The sequence below is a fragment of the Paraprevotella sp. genome (assembly GCF_986071375.1).
In genome coordinates, this window is record NZ_CFQRNQ010000010.1 from 1 (window position 1) to 15008 (window position 15008).

Consider the following 15008-nt stretch of genomic DNA (forward strand, 5'->3'; position numbering starts at 1 on the left):
AGAGGAAGCGGCGGCTGCCAGAAGGGTCGGAAAGCAGTTCGTGGCTGTTGGACGTAGCGATGAAGGAGGCGATGCGCGGCAGGCGGTCGAAATAATCGCGGAAGGGATGGTGGTCGGGCAGGCGGTCGGAGGCCACGAAGCGCGACACGTCGCGGTCCCAGCACGGGATGCCCGCCTCGTGGGCGGAGAGGCAGAGGGAGTTGAGATCGCGTGCCGTGAGGGGGAGGAAGGAGGCCGCATCCTGTCCCTTGGGACGGAACTCCGCCTGCCCCGTCAGCAGGTTGTGGCGCAGGTCGTAACGCGCCTCCGCGAAAGCGGCCAACCGACGCTCAAGGGTGGCAGACATGCGGTCTTTCGTGCCGTATGCTTCTGCCTTCCTTTTTAATAATTCGCTCCCACTCGGCAAAGCCAAGCGAGCTTGCCTCTGCGCCCGCTTACTCGCGATTTTCTCCACCCACCGGCGTACCGCCCTCTTTACGATCTGTTTCAGTTCCATGTGCTTCGTTTTTACGGCAAAGTTAGGGGGCCGCACGGCGAAGGCTGCACGTTTGTGCACATTTCCGCACGGTTCCGCAGGTTTGTGCACGTTTACGTTCACCTCCATGCCTTCATCCCTCCATGCCTTTTCCCGGAAATGGACTTCATCTTTCAGGATACCACGTAACCCTTTCAAAGCAAGACGGATACATCCTGAACTTCCAATCCTTCATCTTTCAGCCCATGTCAGGCGCAAGACGGGATGAATGCTGCTTTCCGTTTGGCGCACATCCGAAAATCATTCGGCTGAGATTGAAAAATCACTCGCCTGAGATTGATTTTCCGTTTGGCGCACAACGGTAGCAGCCAGTCAACTGAAGGAAGGCTGAAAGATGGGGATTCCATAATTCAGCTCATAAAGCACTATTCATCAAACCGTTATAGAGAATTCTGAAACATGAAACCTTTTTTGAGAAAATATACGGGAGTTTACAGAGGAACCCAAACACGAAAAAGGGAGATTTGCAACAGCAAATCTCCCTCCCCTTTTACCTTAAAATCAACCCTACCTAACTGGTATTACCAGTCGACATCCCTATCAAAATCATTTTGAGGAAAACCATTTAAGTTTCCGGGCGGACGAACTCCACCCCTTCCTATGCCTTACCTACCCCCATTACGAACATTCATTTTTCTCACGGGAACAAAGATTTTCATCAACTGTTTGGCAGACATGGTTTTAGAAAAGACTTCATAGTACTTTTTATCCACTTCAAGCGTGTTGTACGCATTTACGATTTGCTGCGCCTTGCGGTCAAACTCCGTTTTTATGCGCTCTGCCGCTTCCTCCTCCGTCAACTCGGATTCTTTTTTCCCTCCCAAGCCTGCCGGAAATAGGGGTGTCTTGCGATGGGACATCAAATCCTGCTGATAATTTTTATAAGTAACCAGAAACTCCGAACGTGCATCTCCGTTCAAATCCAGTTCATCAGCTAATCTTTCCGCACGTTTTTCCATCATCTGCTCCCATCGCATGTCACCCTTGCGGTCTTTCCCGCCCTGTGCCATTGCCGTCCCCGAACCAACCAGACAGGCCGCACACATTCCCCATAGAACTATCTTTTTCATTGCACCTTATATATAATAGACAAATATTCTTCCTATTTATAAAGACACATCCAAACGAAAAAGGTTTAACGCATTATCTCACCGTAATATGAAAACAGCCCTGTTTTACTTCATATTTTACATAACATAACTCTTGTTCACGCAAATCACGCAACACCTCCGACAAGACCCACTTCAGCGAATCGTTTCTTACCGGACGCCGTTCCGGCCTGTCGGGATGACTCACCGTATTATAGCGATTATAACAAATGTCAAACGTCGTTCCGAAACGATGGCAACTCTCTTCGGAGGCATTGCAATTAAAACGTCGCAACCTCCGCACATCGTTCTCCGTACGCAAGACGGAAGTTACAATTAACGTATGTAGCGGAATGTCTTTGATAGCTAAAGAATCCAGAAAGTTCCGGCTGATTTTTTGCAGAAGGTCACTGGCCCGAGGCACCAGATAAGGGATGGAATAAGACATCTGCTTGTCCATCGTGTAATAAGGATTGCTGCCCACATAGACCAGTTCATCTTTCCTCATCTCCGCTTCTTCCCGATCCTCCACCGGAGAAACGCCCCATTTCCGGGCCGCCACGATATGTACATCCTGCAAGTCGGGAAACGTACGTCCAAACCCTGGTACACTATAGATCTTACTCTTCAATGGCCGACCGTCCGCTTCTTTGAAAACCGGTATGGAATAAGGTGTATGCAACCCCGTTTTCCTGACAACCTCAATAGACTCCTTTTTCGAATCAGGAACGACGGCCTGCACTGAAGAATCAAGCGGAACAGATGAAACACCAACCGTTTCACCCACCACCGCCGGATTGACACAGCGCACCACGCCCAACACACAGACGGTCACCCCCGCCATTCCCCAAAATATTTCTCTCTTGAGTTTTCTCAACGTTTTCTTTATTTTGCAGCACAAAGATACGGAAAACGTGGCGAATTCAAAACTTAATGCTTAAATTTGCGGTAAAATTAAGCGAATGATAGAAAAGCATATCGTATTGGAAGACGTGGATCCCGTTATTTTCTACGGGGTAAACAACACCAACATACAAATGATCAAGGCGCTCTATCCCAAATTGCGCATCGTGGCCCGCGGCAATATCATCAAAGTAATGGGCGACGAAGAGGAAATGTGTGCTTTTGAAGAAAACATCATGGCCATCGAACAGCACTGTGTAAAATACAACAGCCTGAAAGAGGAAGACATATTGGCCATCATCAAAGGCAAAAAGACCCCGAAAGAAAGTGCAGAAGGCGTCATTGTATACAGCGTCAACGGCAAACCTATCACCGCCCGTAGCGAGAACCAGCAAAAATTGGTCAAAGCATACGAAAACAACGATATGATTTTTGCCATCGGACCTGCCGGTTCGGGCAAGACCTACACCAGCATCGCATTAGCGGTAAGGGCTTTAAAGAACAAAGAAATACGCAAAATCATCTTGAGCCGTCCCGCTGTGGAAGCCGGTGAAAAACTGGGTTTCCTGCCGGGTGACATGAAAGACAAGATAGACCCTTACCTGCAACCGCTTTATGATGCCTTGCAGGACATGATTCCTACCATGAAGTTACAGGAAATGATGGAACAAAACGTCATTCAGATCGCTCCCTTGGCTTTCATGCGCGGCCGCACCCTCAATGACGCGGTGGTCATATTGGACGAAGCACAGAACACGACTACGGCACAAATCAAGATGTTCCTGACGCGTATGGGAATGAACACCAAAATGATTGTTACCGGAGACATGACGCAAATAGACCTTCCACCATCCCAACGTTCAGGATTGGCCGAAGCCACATCCATACTGAAAGGCGTGGAGGGTATCGCTTTTATAGAAATGGACAAAAAAGACATCGTGCGCCACAAATTAGTGACCCGCATCGTGGAAGCTTACGAAAAGCATGACAGGAAGGTCTCCGCACATAAGCGCAGTACCGAAAAACCACAATCCGAAGAATCATTCGTCATCACAGATTTGACGGGTTGGGGTGACAACTGAGCACAAACAGAACTTCAACTTCAAAAAGAAAACAGATATGAAAGCTTTAACTCACACTGATTTTAACTTTCCGGGACAGCAAAGCGTATATCACGGAAAAGTACGCGACGTGTACAACATCAACGACGAACTGATGGTCATGGTAGCCACCGACCGTATTTCGGCATTCGACGTGATTCTGCCCAAAGGAATCCCTTTCAAAGGCCAAGTGCTGAACCAGATTGCAGCTACTTTCCTTGATGCCACAAGCGACATCGTACCCAACTGGAAACTGGCCACTCCGGACCCGATGGTGACCGTGGGACTGAAATGCGAAGGCTTCCGCGTGGAAATGATTATCCGCGGGTATTTGACCGGCTCGGCATGGCGCGAATACCAGAATGGTTGCCGCGAACTCTGCGGCGTGAAGTTGCCCGAAGGCATGAAAGAAAACCAGAAGTTCCCCACCCCGATCATCACTCCTACCACGAAAGCCGATGCCGGACACGATGAAAACATATCTAAGGAAGAAATCATCGCCCAAGGGCTCGTGAGCAAGGAAGACTACGAACTGATGGAAAAATATACCTACGCCCTCTTCGCCCGCGGCACGGAAATGGCTGCGGAAAAGGGACTGATATTGGTGGATACCAAGTATGAGTTCGGCAAGAAAGACGGTAAAGTCTATCTCATCGACGAAATCCATACGCCCGACTCCAGCCGTTACTTTTACGCAGACGGATACCAGGAAAAGTTTGAAAAAGGCGAACCCCAGAAGCAACTTTCCAAGGAATTCGTACGCCAATGGCTTATCGACCACAACTTCATGGGCAAGGAAGGCCAGCAAGTGCCGAAAATGACGGACGAATACGTAAACAGCGTGTCAGACCGCTATATAGAGCTGTACGAGCATATCGTAGGCCAAAAGTTCAACAAGGCCGACGACCATGACGATTTGGCCGCACGCATCGAAAAGAACGTCACCGAATATTTGAACCAGAAATAAGGCACGACAGGTGTACGAACAAGAAAAGATAAAGCCCTACAAGGACGAAGGCCATAAGCGTGAACAAGTGGAGCGCATGTTCGACCGCATCGCCCATTCTTACGATCGGTTGAACCATTTCCTTTCATGGGGTATTGACAAGAGTTGGCGGCGCACAGCCGTCGACTCTTTGTCGCCCTTTCACCCCCGCCGAATCTTAGATGTTGCTACGGGGACAGGCGATTTTGCCATTTTGTCTGCCCGGAGGCTTTTTCCGCAATCCATCACGGGAGTAGACATTTCCGAGGGCATGATGCAAATAGGACGGCAAAAAGTGGAAGCGTTGCATTTGGACGGAATCATCCGCTTCCAACATGAGGACTGTGAAGCGTTGTCTTTTGCCGACGACACGTTCGATGCCGTGACCGTGGCCTATGGCGTACGCAACTTCGAACATCTGGACCAGGGACTACGGGAAATGTGCAGGGTATTGAAACCAGGCGGACATCTGTTAATCATTGAACTGAGTTCTCCCCACCGTTTCCCCATGAAACAACTTTTCTCTGTTTACGCCAAAATCGTCATGCCGCTGATTGGCCGGTTGGTTTCCAAGGACCATAGTGCCTACTCTTACCTGCCGGCCACGATGGCCGCTTTCCCTCAAGGAGAGGTCATGCAGGGCATACTCCGGAAAGCCGGTTTCGGCGACGTGCGTTTCAAACGTTTCACTTTCGGCATCAGCACGATGTATCTTGCCACCAAATAAGCATTCACATCATGGATAAATACGGTTTAGTCGGCTATCCTTTAGGACATTCGTTCTCGCGTGACTTTTTCAATGAAAAGTTCAAGAACGAAGGGATTGATGCCGAATATGTCAATTTTGAGATTCCCTCTATCGAACGCTTTCCGGAAATCATCACAGAAAACGCAAATCTGTGCGGACTCAACGTGACCATCCCCTACAAAGAAAAAATCATTCCTTACATGGACGAGTTGAGCGAGGAAGCCCGCCATATCGGGGCTGTCAACGTCGTACGAATCGGGATGCGGAAAGGGAAAACGCATCTGAAAGGTTTCAACTCGGATGTCATCGGATTCACCCGCTCGATAGAACCGTTATTGGAACCGATACACCGGAAAGCCTTGATATTAGGTACAGGAGGGGCTTCTAAAGCTGTACGCTACGGACTTCACCGCTTGGGCATTGAAACCCGCTTTGTCAGCCGTAACCCGAAAGAGGATTCGCTGACATACCCGCAACTCACACCGGAAATCATGGACGAATACAAAGTGATTGTAAACTGTACCCCGGTGGGGATGTATCCTCATACGGAAGAGTGCCCGGCACTCCCTTATGCAGCCATCGGACGCAACCACCTACTGTACGATTTGGTTTACAATCCGGAAGAGACCCTCTTTCTCAGAAAAGGACGGGAACAAGGTGCCATCACCAAAAACGGTTTGGAGATGCTGATTCTCCAAGCATACGCCGGATGGGAATTCTGGCACAGCGAAGACTGACGACATGCACAAGGAAAAGAACAAGTTCAAACGGATTTTCTGGACCGTGCTCACCTTATTAGTACTCACGCTGACGGGGAGCACGCTATACCTGCAATGGTACGCGTTGGAGGCCGGTGGCAACGAACGGGGAAAGAATCTCGAAATGTCATACGCTTTCATGTATGAGCACTACCCTTTCCTTTCGCACTGGGTAGACAGCCTGCAACGGGAAAACGCCTTGCGGGATACGTTTATCCTTGCCGAAGACGGAGTAAGGCTGCACGCCCTTTACCTTTATGCAGACACCCTGACGGCTCATACAGCCGTAGCCGTGCACGGTTATACCGACAATGCCGTGCGTATGCTGCACATCGCTTACTTATACAATCACGACCTGCATTACAACGTATTGCTCCCCGACCTCCGTTTTGCCGGACAGAGCGAAGGCGACCACATCCAAATGGGATGGAAAGACCGCCTTGATGTGTTACGCTGGATGGAAGTGGCCAACGAACTGTTTGCCCCGGAAGGTTCCCAGACCCGCATGGTGGTACACGGCATCTCCATGGGAGCGGCTACGACCATATGCGTGAGCGGCGAACCCCAACCGCCTTTCGTGAACTGCTTTGTGGAAGACTGCGGTTATACCAGCGTGTGGGATGAATACGCAGGAGAACTGAAAAACCAGTTCGGCCTGCCCGCTTTTCCCTTGCTCCATCTGGCCAGTTGGGCTACACGCCTGCGTTACGGATGGGATTTCCGGGAAGCCTCGCCACTGGAACAAGTAAAAAAATGCCAGCTTCCCATGTTGTTCATTCACGGTACGGAAGACACGTTCGTACCGACTTGGATGGGTGACAGCCTGTATGCCGCCAAGAAGGGCATCAAAGAGCTATGGCACGTGGAAGGCGCGACACATGCCGATTCTTATCTAAAATATGCTAAAGAATATACAGAAATCGTCAAAAGTTTCGTCGAACGATATAATATTCCAAAAGATATGAATAACTTGCCAAACCAGTAAACAAAGTGTGTCATGAAGAAAGCTTTTTGCCTGTTCCTCTTATTCCTTGTATGCCGGAGCGCACAACTCCTGTATGCCGGCACGTATACGGTGGACAACCTGCCTATGGTTTATTTGCAGGACAAGACCAAGCACGTGGTCAATCCCGATGGAATCCTTTCCGCACAGGCCGTACAACAAATGGACAGCCTGCTATATCGGTTGGAAACGGAGAAGGGCGTACAGTCCGTGGTAGCCGTAGTGGAGCGTATCGAAGGAGGGGAATGCTATGATTTCGCCATTACACTGGGTAACAAACTCGGGGTGGGCAACCGGCAAAACACGGGTCTCATCATCTTGCTTTCCACGCAAGACCGCTGTTACCAGATATTGACCGGCGAAGGGTTGGAGGGCACGCTGCCTGATGCCATCTGCCGCCGGATAGAAAATCGGCGAATGGTGCCTTACCTGAAAACAGGAGACTGGGATACCGCCATGCTGCAAACAGTGTCTGCCGTCTGCCGTGTAATCCACGGGGATGACAGTATGCTCCACGACGATTCGGGGCAACCGACCGGTACAAAGGGATATGGCTTGATGTGGCTCGCCTTGGCCATTGTCACGGGCGGGTTCCTGATTTCCATTTATTCCAACCGCAAACGGAACACATGTCCCCGCTGCGGACATAGCCCCATGCACCGCACGAATTCCCAAGTCCGGGTTGACCGGTTCCAAGGCATAGAACATCACACGGTCTATTACCGCTGCCCGAAATGCGGGCATACCGTATCCCGTTCCCATGACGAACCGTTCGACAACGGCACCGGCTTTGGAGGTTTCCCTCCCGTGGCAGGACCTTTCCATCGCGGATTCGGAGGCGGAGGTTTCGGAGGTGGTTTCAGCGGCGGAAGCTTCGGGGGAGGCAGTTTCGGAGGCGGAGGAGCCGGTGGAAAGTTCTGACCGACACACAGATTTCGAATCAAACACCTATTTATATATAAGGAAAACAATGAAAACAAAGAAATGGATGACCGCCGCCATAGCCATGGTGTGCATGGTTCTTTTGAACAGCTGTTCATACAACAAGATGGTAGAGAAAGACGAAGCTGTGTCTACGGCATGGAGTAACGTGGAAACGCAATACCAACGCCGGGCTGACCTGATTCCGAACCTGGTGAGTACCGTAAAAGGCTATGCCACGCACGAAAGCAGCACGTTGGAAGCCGTAGTAGCCGCCCGTAGCAAAGCTACGCAAATCACCGTGGACCCGGCGAACCTGACTGCAGAAAAGTTGGCCGAATATCAGAAAGCCCAAGGTGCCGTGAGCTCCGCCCTCGGAAAACTGTTGGCCGTGACGGAAAACTATCCGCAACTCCGTGCCAACGAGAATTTCTCGGAACTGCAAGCCCAATTGGAAGGAACGGAAAACCGCATCACCGAAGCCCGTAAACGTTACAACGAGGCCGTACAAGACTACAACGTCCTGATACGTAAATTCCCCAACAACTTATTTGCCGGAATGTTCGGATTCAGCAAAAAGGAAAAGTTCGAGGCATCCTCCGGTGCATCGGAAGCCCCGAAAGTAGAGTTTTAATGACAGACAATCATTCAAAAACATATAGTGATATGAGTAACCAACGTTACATGATGCGCGGCGTGTCGGCAGCCAAAGAGGACGTACACAACGCCATCAAGAACATCGATAAGGGTATCTTCCCGCAGGCATTCTGCAAGATTATCCCCGACATTCTGGGCGGTGACCCGGAATACTGCAACATCATGCACGCCGACGGAGCCGGCACGAAATCTTCGTTGGCCTACGCGTACTGGAAAGAAACGGGCGACTTGTCCGTATGGAAAGGCATTGCGCAAGACGCGCTCATCATGAACACGGACGATTTGCTTTGTGTGGGTGCCGTAGACAACATCTTGGTGTCGTCCACCATCGGACGTAACAAAATGCTCATCCCGGGCGAAGTCATCAGTGCCATCATCAACGGTACGGACGAACTGCTGTCCGAGATGCGCAAGATGGGTATCGGCATCTATGCCACAGGCGGCGAGACAGCCGACGTGGGCGACTTGGTGCGCACCATCATCGTGGACTCCACCGTGACATGCCGCATGAAACGTAGCGACGTCATCGACAACGCCAATATCCGTCCGGGAGATGTCATCGTGGGACTGAGCAGTTGCGGACAGGCCACCTACGAGAAGGAATACAACGGCGGCATGGGCAGCAACGGGCTGACCAGTGCACGCCACGACGTGTTTGCCAAGTATTTGGCCGAAAAATATCCCGAAACCTACGACAAGTCCGTTCCGGAAGAGTTGGTCTACAGCGGCAGTTACCGGCTGACCGACCCGGTGGAGGGTGCCCCAGTCAATGCCGGCAAGCTCGTCCTGTCCCCCACCCGTACATACGCTCCGGTGGTGAAGAAGATGCTAGACGAGATGCGTGCGGACATCCACGGCATGGTACACTGCACAGGCGGTGCGCAGACCAAGGTGCTCCACTTCGTAGGTGAGAATTGCAGGGTGGTCAAAGACAACATGTTCCCCGTACCTCCCTTGTTCAAGGCGATTGCCAAGGAAAGCGGTACGGACTGGAGTGAAATGTACAAGGTGTTCAACATGGGGCATCGCCTCGAAGTCTACCTAGCTCCCGAACATGCCGGACAAGTCATCACCATAGCCAAGAGTTTCAACATCGACGCACAAATCATCGGACACATCGAAGAAGGACCGCGTTCACTGACCATCAAGAGTGAATTCGGCGAATTCAACTACTAAGGAAAGGGAGCTTCATTTCCTTTTTCCTCCAACCTTATCCGGACAAGCCACCTGCTTGCCCGGATTTTTTTGTTCAATGCGTAAAAAACTGGATTCATTCCGTACAAAATACTGTTTACGTATTGAACTACATGTTTTTATCCCTTAATTTTGAACCACTGCGAAAACAGCAGAAAAACGCACATCTGAAAGGAACAGTTCGATAAAACATAAAAACCAACCATTATGAGAACGACTACTTTATTCACCCTTGCCACATGCCTGGCATTTACAGGCATACGCCCCATCGCGGGACAAGAACTTACGCCTCTGGATAGAACCCCGCCTACCCTGAAGAGCATGTATTATGATGTGAACGGGGACGGAAAGATGGAATATCTCGACACTGAAAACAACAAGGAACGCTTCACTGCATGGTTTGCCTTGGACGGCACGGTGGTAGAGCGCGTGGCAGACGACGTGCTTACCATCGACCATCTCCTCGAACTGAACGGGGACGGCAAACCGGACTTCATCGCTTCCGACGGAAACGACACGAAGATGTACCTGAGCCAACCCGACGGAAGCTACAAAGCCACAAGCTGCCCCTCCTTAGGCAGCCAACTCACCCAAGCAGACCTCAACCGGGACGGACGCATGGACTTGGTATTCTTTAAACGGATACAAAGTTGGCCAACCCTCTACGCCCCGTATATCCTGTTGCAGACAGCGGACGGATTCCAAGAAAAGCCTCTCCCTATCGTCACGGATGCCGACGAGTTGGAAGGCATGGACTACAGTAGCGGAGGAAGCGGCATGTTCCGCGTGGACAACACCATATTCAGTGGCGCGTGGATTCCCGAACGCGGCACGTCATACGCCCAAGAAAGCGACCGCATGCAAGCCTTGGATTTGAACGCCGACGGCTACCCCGACCTCTTCTCACCCAACGGCGCGGGCTTCATCTCACTGCCGGACGGACGTTACTACACAGCTTCCATGGGCACGTCGGTCACTGCCTGCGAGGTGAACGGCGATGGCCTGACGGATTACGTGCTCTTCGATGCAAACACGGGCGACGTGAACCTGATGCGCAGTACACCGTCAGGGTATGAGACGGAACGACTCACCAACAACTCCAACCTCACGGATGTGCAGGTTTGCGACCTGGACGGTGACGGCCATCAAGACCTTCTACTCACCATAGACAAAACCAAACAAACCACCTACGCCTTCATCATCTTCCTGCGCAACCAAGGCGACGGCACGTTCAAGAAGTCGGAGCAGGGCATGGAAGGCGAATACACCTTTCACGAGGTCGCATATCTTGACGGAAAACCGGGGCTGACGGCTGTGAAAGAAGTCACGAACACCCAAGGCTACTTACAATATGACTTCTATTTGTTCCAATGGGACGCGAACTTCAACCTGAACGGGACCATGCTTCTCCCCGAAGGTTACATGTTGTCCAACAAAGAAAATCCTTTCATAACCGACTTGAATGGCGATGGAAAACCCGATTTCCTCATCACCCCCAACAATATGGAACATTATCTCTACACTCCGGAAAACGCTCAACCTGCCACAGTGGCCGCTCCGGAAGCCCCGACTTACGCCGTGGATGCGGCCACGGGCCTGCTTCGCGTGGAATGGAAAGCCCCGTCCGCAGAACCGGGACTCACGTATGAAGTCCGAGTGGGCACAGCACCGGGGCGCGACGACATCGTGCAGGCTCAATCCAATGCCGACGGCAGCCGCCGCACTTTCTCAGACGGCAACGCCAACACTTCTACCTATCTGATGCTTAATGCCGGGACGTGGCCGGAAGGCACTTACCATATCGCCGTGCAGGCCATTGCCCCGAACGGCATCGGCAGCGCGTGGAGCGAAGAGGCTACGTTCGAGAACCATCTGGTCAGCCCGGCTTTCACGGCTTCGGTCAACGAGCTGAGCACGGCAGACACCTTGCATATCGCACCGATTTACGCCCGTGAAGGCGCGAACTACCAATACAACCTGCAACCCGACGGACGCATCGTCGGCCAAAACACAGACGGGTCGGCCGACATCGTGTTCGAGAGCTACGGGCTGAAGACCGTCACCCTCTCGCTCGACGGGCACACGTTCACACAGGGCATACGGGTACTCCCGTTCCGTACAGATGAAAGCGAAGACGGCTACAGTGGCAGCGTGTTCGACCTCAACCAAGACGGATGGGCAGAAGGATTCGCCCAAAGGTTCTACACCAACGCGCAAGGCACATTCAAGGAACTGATGAAATCGTTCAACACCGACTTGAACATCAACGGCGGTTTCGTGGTCGACTTCAACCGGGACGGACAGCCCGACATCTACGGCAACTATCTGAAAGTAAGCGACCAACAGAAAAGGTTCTTGCTGAACGACGGCAACATGGACTTCCACGCATACGAAGGGGAGATTTGCCTCAACACGCCAAGCAACCCGATAGGACAATATGATTACCTTACGCCCATCGGCGACTTGGACAACGACGGACGTGTGGATTTCAAGAAAAACAACATCATATACAAGAATACAGCGAACGGTGTATGGGAACAGAAAAACTTTGCCAAAGAAGAAACATACTACGCCCCCATCGCCGTGGCCGATTTCAACCGCGACGGCTATTTGGACATCGTGAGTGCATACCGTTGGGACCGGGGCACACCCATCTATCGCCAACAGCTCTACCTGAACAAAGGCAACTGGGAGTTCGAGTTACAACCCGACCTGCCTGCACAAAGCAGTTCGTTAAGCCTTGTCGGCATCGCCGACGTGAACGGGGACGGACGGCCCGACCTGATTTATAATGATTTTTATAAAGAAATATATTATGCCTACCTCTGTGATGCGGAACTCCGTTTCACGGAGCGTATCACCCTGCCGGGGTGTCCGACCGTGGACCTGAACCATGACGGCCTGCCCGAATATGTGTCGGCCACCAACCCTGACAGCCTCATTTTCCAAGACAAAGACGGGACACTGACCTACATGGAGAATATCTTATCCGGTTTGTCACTCGAACTCATCCCCGGCAATATCGGCTCGTCAACGCCTTCCGGTTCTTATCTCGACGTGAACGGCGACGGCACGCCCGACTACAATGCCTATACCCGTATCCGTTCCTCGTTCAAGAACACCGCGCCCACCGTGCCGCAAAACGTCTACGCCAGCCAGACGGCAGACGGACTGACCATATACTGGGACGGGGCGACGGACAAGGAAACGCCCTCGCACAGCCTGCGCTACAACCTGAGCGTGAAAAAGAAAGGCGCATCGGGCGAAGGGGCTTACGTCATCTCGCCCCTGAACTTGGCCGACAACAAGGCACAGACGGGCGAACCGGGCTACGTGCATTACCGCAGAGCCACACGCTTCACCATCCCTACCACGGCCTTGGAAGCCGGACAGACGTATGAGATACAGGTGCAGGCGGTAGACCCGTGGAACGCCCATTCTGACTTCTCGCCCGTCTACGAGTACACGGCGCAGGCCGTATCGCTCCTAAGCCTGCCGGGCAAGGGACGTGTGAGCTGGCCTATCCCGTTCGAGACCACCATCTTGGGCAGTCCGCAAATCCACACCGACGGAGGCGTGATAGACGGGAACACCATCGAATGGAGCACATCCGGCCTGAAGACCGTCACCCTGACCGTGGACGACATCGTGAGCCGCGCACAAATCGAAATCCTCGACCTGCCGGGCATGGCCATCGACCTGCCACAGCAAGTCCTGGCCGGCACTCCCGTACAGGCCACCCTGCCGGAACACCTGCTCTCATCCGAGGTCGCCTTTGAAGTCCTGCGCGACGAAGGCGTAGCATTCATCCACGAAGAGGGACAGGCCGAAGCCACGTTCATCTTCCCGGAAAGGGACGGTTCCTACGACCTGAACGTGAAAGCAACGGACGACGTGTTCGGCGAAATATACCAGAACACCCAGGTGGAAGTGACAGGCAGCGGCTTTGTGCCCGTCATCGGACAAATAGGCACCGACGAGGCTACCGGATGCAACCGTATCAGTTGGAGCATCCCCACGGAACTGCCTGCACCCCTGCAACCGGGGACGGTACGCATCTACCGCGAGACGGCCGTGAGCGACCGTTACGAACTGTTGGGCGAAGTCCCGCTGACGGACGGAAGCTATGTGGACGAGACCTCTACTCCGGCCTTGCTCTCGCAGCGTTACTTCATCACGATGGCCACGAACTACGGCGGCGAGAGCCGGAGCAGCGCGGTACATGCCAACGCCCACCTGATGGTGAACCGCGCCATGGGGCACGACATCAACCTGAGCTGGACCCCATACGAAGGACGCGACGTGATGCAATACGTGATATTGAGCGGCCCGTCGCCCGAGCGGCTCACCGAACTGGCCGCCGTGTCCGGCCATACCCTGAGCTACACCCACGCGCGGACTTCGGACGAAGCCACATACTACGCCTTGGCCGTACGCTTCGACGTGCCGCAGAAACGGGCTTCGGCGGATGATGCCCGCAACCGGTCCAACGTGGTTTGCTCTGCCGATGCCTTTGACGTCACCATGGCCCAGAGCGTGGTCATCACTTCGCAAGAAGCAGAATTGAAATTAGACCAAGAACAACCGCAACTGCACCTGCAAGCGGTCGTACTGCCGATGAGCACCACGCTCAAACGCGTACAATGGAGCGTCGTGGAGGGTGAAACGTTGGCCACCGTCGCACAAGACGGCACCGTAAGCCTGAAAGACAATGCCACGGGCGGCCAAGTGACGGTGGAAGCCGCAGCCACAGACGGTTCCGGCATCCGCGAAACCGTAACCTTCACCGCAGCCCCCTACACCGATATCGTCCCGGTGGAGGCCGAAGAGGTACGCATCTACGCGACCGGCGGCATCATCCGCATCGAAGGCATACGCTCCGCCACGACCTTGCGCCTTTACAACCTGCAAGGCACGTTGCTCCACCAGAGCGAAGCCTCAGGAGACACGCAAATTTCGACTTCCGGCCTCCGGGGCGTCTACATCCTGCAAGCCGGACGCAAGACACAAAAACTGATGTTACGATAAACCCATGTTTCGGAAGAGAGGGGGCAGTCCGGTTTACGGGCGTTTGCCCCCTCTCGTTTTTTATCCTCCACCCGCAAGGAGTTGACAA

At 52.8% G+C, this 15008-nt stretch carries 11 protein-coding genes and 1 pseudogene; 9 read left to right on the forward strand and 3 right to left on the reverse strand.

All coding sequences use genetic code 11. The features are described from left to right. The 3 genes and pseudogenes from AC5RDV_RS06760 to AC5RDV_RS06770 all read right to left on the reverse strand — a co-directional run. A pseudogene (locus AC5RDV_RS06760) lies at positions 1-673 on the reverse strand (hypothetical protein); the annotation flags it as partial. A 467-nt stretch (positions 674-1140) separates the two neighbouring features. Beyond that, entirely contained in the window at positions 1141-1605 is a 465-nt protein-coding gene (locus AC5RDV_RS06765) for a hypothetical protein (RefSeq protein ID WP_282748115.1), read from the reverse strand. A gap of 73 nt (positions 1606-1678) precedes the next feature. Then, complete coding sequence (locus AC5RDV_RS06770) at positions 1679-2467, reverse strand: DUF5715 family protein (RefSeq protein WP_008624804.1); 789 nt, start codon at positions 2465-2467, stop codon at positions 1679-1681. A 118-nt stretch (positions 2468-2585) separates the two neighbouring features. Between AC5RDV_RS06770 and AC5RDV_RS06775 the strand changes: the two genes are divergently transcribed. The 9 genes from AC5RDV_RS06775 to AC5RDV_RS06815 all read left to right on the forward strand — a co-directional run bounded on the left by AC5RDV_RS06775 (position 2586) and on the right by AC5RDV_RS06815 (position 14920). After that, complete coding sequence (locus tag AC5RDV_RS06775) at positions 2586-3608, forward strand: PhoH family protein (RefSeq protein ID WP_130893323.1); 1023 nt, start codon at positions 2586-2588, stop codon at positions 3606-3608. 37 nt (positions 3609-3645) lie between these two features. Next, positions 3646-4593 carry a phosphoribosylaminoimidazolesuccinocarboxamide synthase gene (locus tag AC5RDV_RS06780; protein WP_282748116.1) on the forward strand — a complete coding sequence of 316 codons (948 nt, stop codon included), beginning with the start codon at positions 3646-3648 and terminating at the stop codon, positions 4591-4593. Positions 4594-4603: 10 nt separating this feature from the next. After that, a complete protein-coding gene (gene ubiE, locus AC5RDV_RS06785) occupies positions 4604-5338 on the forward strand; it encodes a bifunctional demethylmenaquinone methyltransferase/2-methoxy-6-polyprenyl-1,4-benzoquinol methylase UbiE (RefSeq protein ID WP_008624801.1) in 735 nt (244 codons plus the stop codon). Positions 5339-5349: 11 nt separating this feature from the next. Then, a complete protein-coding gene (locus tag AC5RDV_RS06790) occupies positions 5350-6096 on the forward strand; it encodes a shikimate dehydrogenase family protein (protein WP_008624791.1) in 747 nt (248 codons plus the stop codon). A 4-nt stretch (positions 6097-6100) separates the two neighbouring features. Next, entirely contained in the window at positions 6101-7102 is a 1002-nt protein-coding gene (locus AC5RDV_RS06795) for an alpha/beta hydrolase (RefSeq protein ID WP_282748117.1), read from the forward strand. Between the two features lie 12 nt (positions 7103-7114). Further along, on the forward strand, positions 7115-8041 hold the full coding sequence (locus AC5RDV_RS06800; RefSeq protein WP_282748118.1) for a TPM domain-containing protein: 927 nt from the start codon (positions 7115-7117) through the stop codon (positions 8039-8041). Positions 8042-8108: 67 nt separating this feature from the next. Then, on the forward strand, positions 8109-8675 hold the full coding sequence (locus AC5RDV_RS06805) for a LemA family protein (protein WP_232038518.1): 567 nt from the start codon (positions 8109-8111) through the stop codon (positions 8673-8675). Positions 8676-8707: 32 nt separating this feature from the next. Continuing rightward, positions 8708-9874, forward strand: coding sequence for an AIR synthase-related protein (locus AC5RDV_RS06810; RefSeq protein ID WP_282748119.1), 1167 nt, complete (start codon positions 8708-8710; stop codon positions 9872-9874). A gap of 225 nt (positions 9875-10099) precedes the next feature. Further along, complete coding sequence (locus AC5RDV_RS06815) at positions 10100-14920, forward strand: FG-GAP-like repeat-containing protein (protein WP_282748120.1); 4821 nt, start codon at positions 10100-10102, stop codon at positions 14918-14920. Positions 14921-15008: the final 88 nt, after the last annotated feature.

Bases quoted from the DNA above. Each gene is read 5' to 3' on its own strand.
- AC5RDV_RS06770 (WP_008624804.1), bottom strand. From the start codon at position 2,467: ATGGCGGGGGTGACCGTCTGTGTGTTGGGCGTGGTGCGCTGTGTCAAT.
- AC5RDV_RS06815 (WP_282748120.1), top strand. From the start codon at position 10,100: ATGAGAACGACTACTTTATTCACCCTTGCCACATGCCTGGCATTTACA.
- AC5RDV_RS06800 (WP_282748118.1), top strand. From the start codon at position 7,115: ATGAAGAAAGCTTTTTGCCTGTTCCTCTTATTCCTTGTATGCCGGAGC.
- AC5RDV_RS06810 (WP_282748119.1), top strand. From the start codon at position 8,708: ATGAGTAACCAACGTTACATGATGCGCGGCGTGTCGGCAGCCAAAGAG.
- AC5RDV_RS06790 (WP_008624791.1), top strand. From the start codon at position 5,350: ATGGATAAATACGGTTTAGTCGGCTATCCTTTAGGACATTCGTTCTCG.
- AC5RDV_RS06805 (WP_232038518.1), top strand. From the start codon at position 8,109: ATGACCGCCGCCATAGCCATGGTGTGCATGGTTCTTTTGAACAGCTGT.
- AC5RDV_RS06795 (WP_282748117.1), top strand. From the start codon at position 6,101: ATGCACAAGGAAAAGAACAAGTTCAAACGGATTTTCTGGACCGTGCTC.
- AC5RDV_RS06765 (WP_282748115.1), bottom strand. From the start codon at position 1,605: ATGAAAAAGATAGTTCTATGGGGAATGTGTGCGGCCTGTCTGGTTGGT.
- AC5RDV_RS06775 (WP_130893323.1), top strand. From the start codon at position 2,586: ATGATAGAAAAGCATATCGTATTGGAAGACGTGGATCCCGTTATTTTC.
- AC5RDV_RS06780 (WP_282748116.1), top strand. From the start codon at position 3,646: ATGAAAGCTTTAACTCACACTGATTTTAACTTTCCGGGACAGCAAAGC.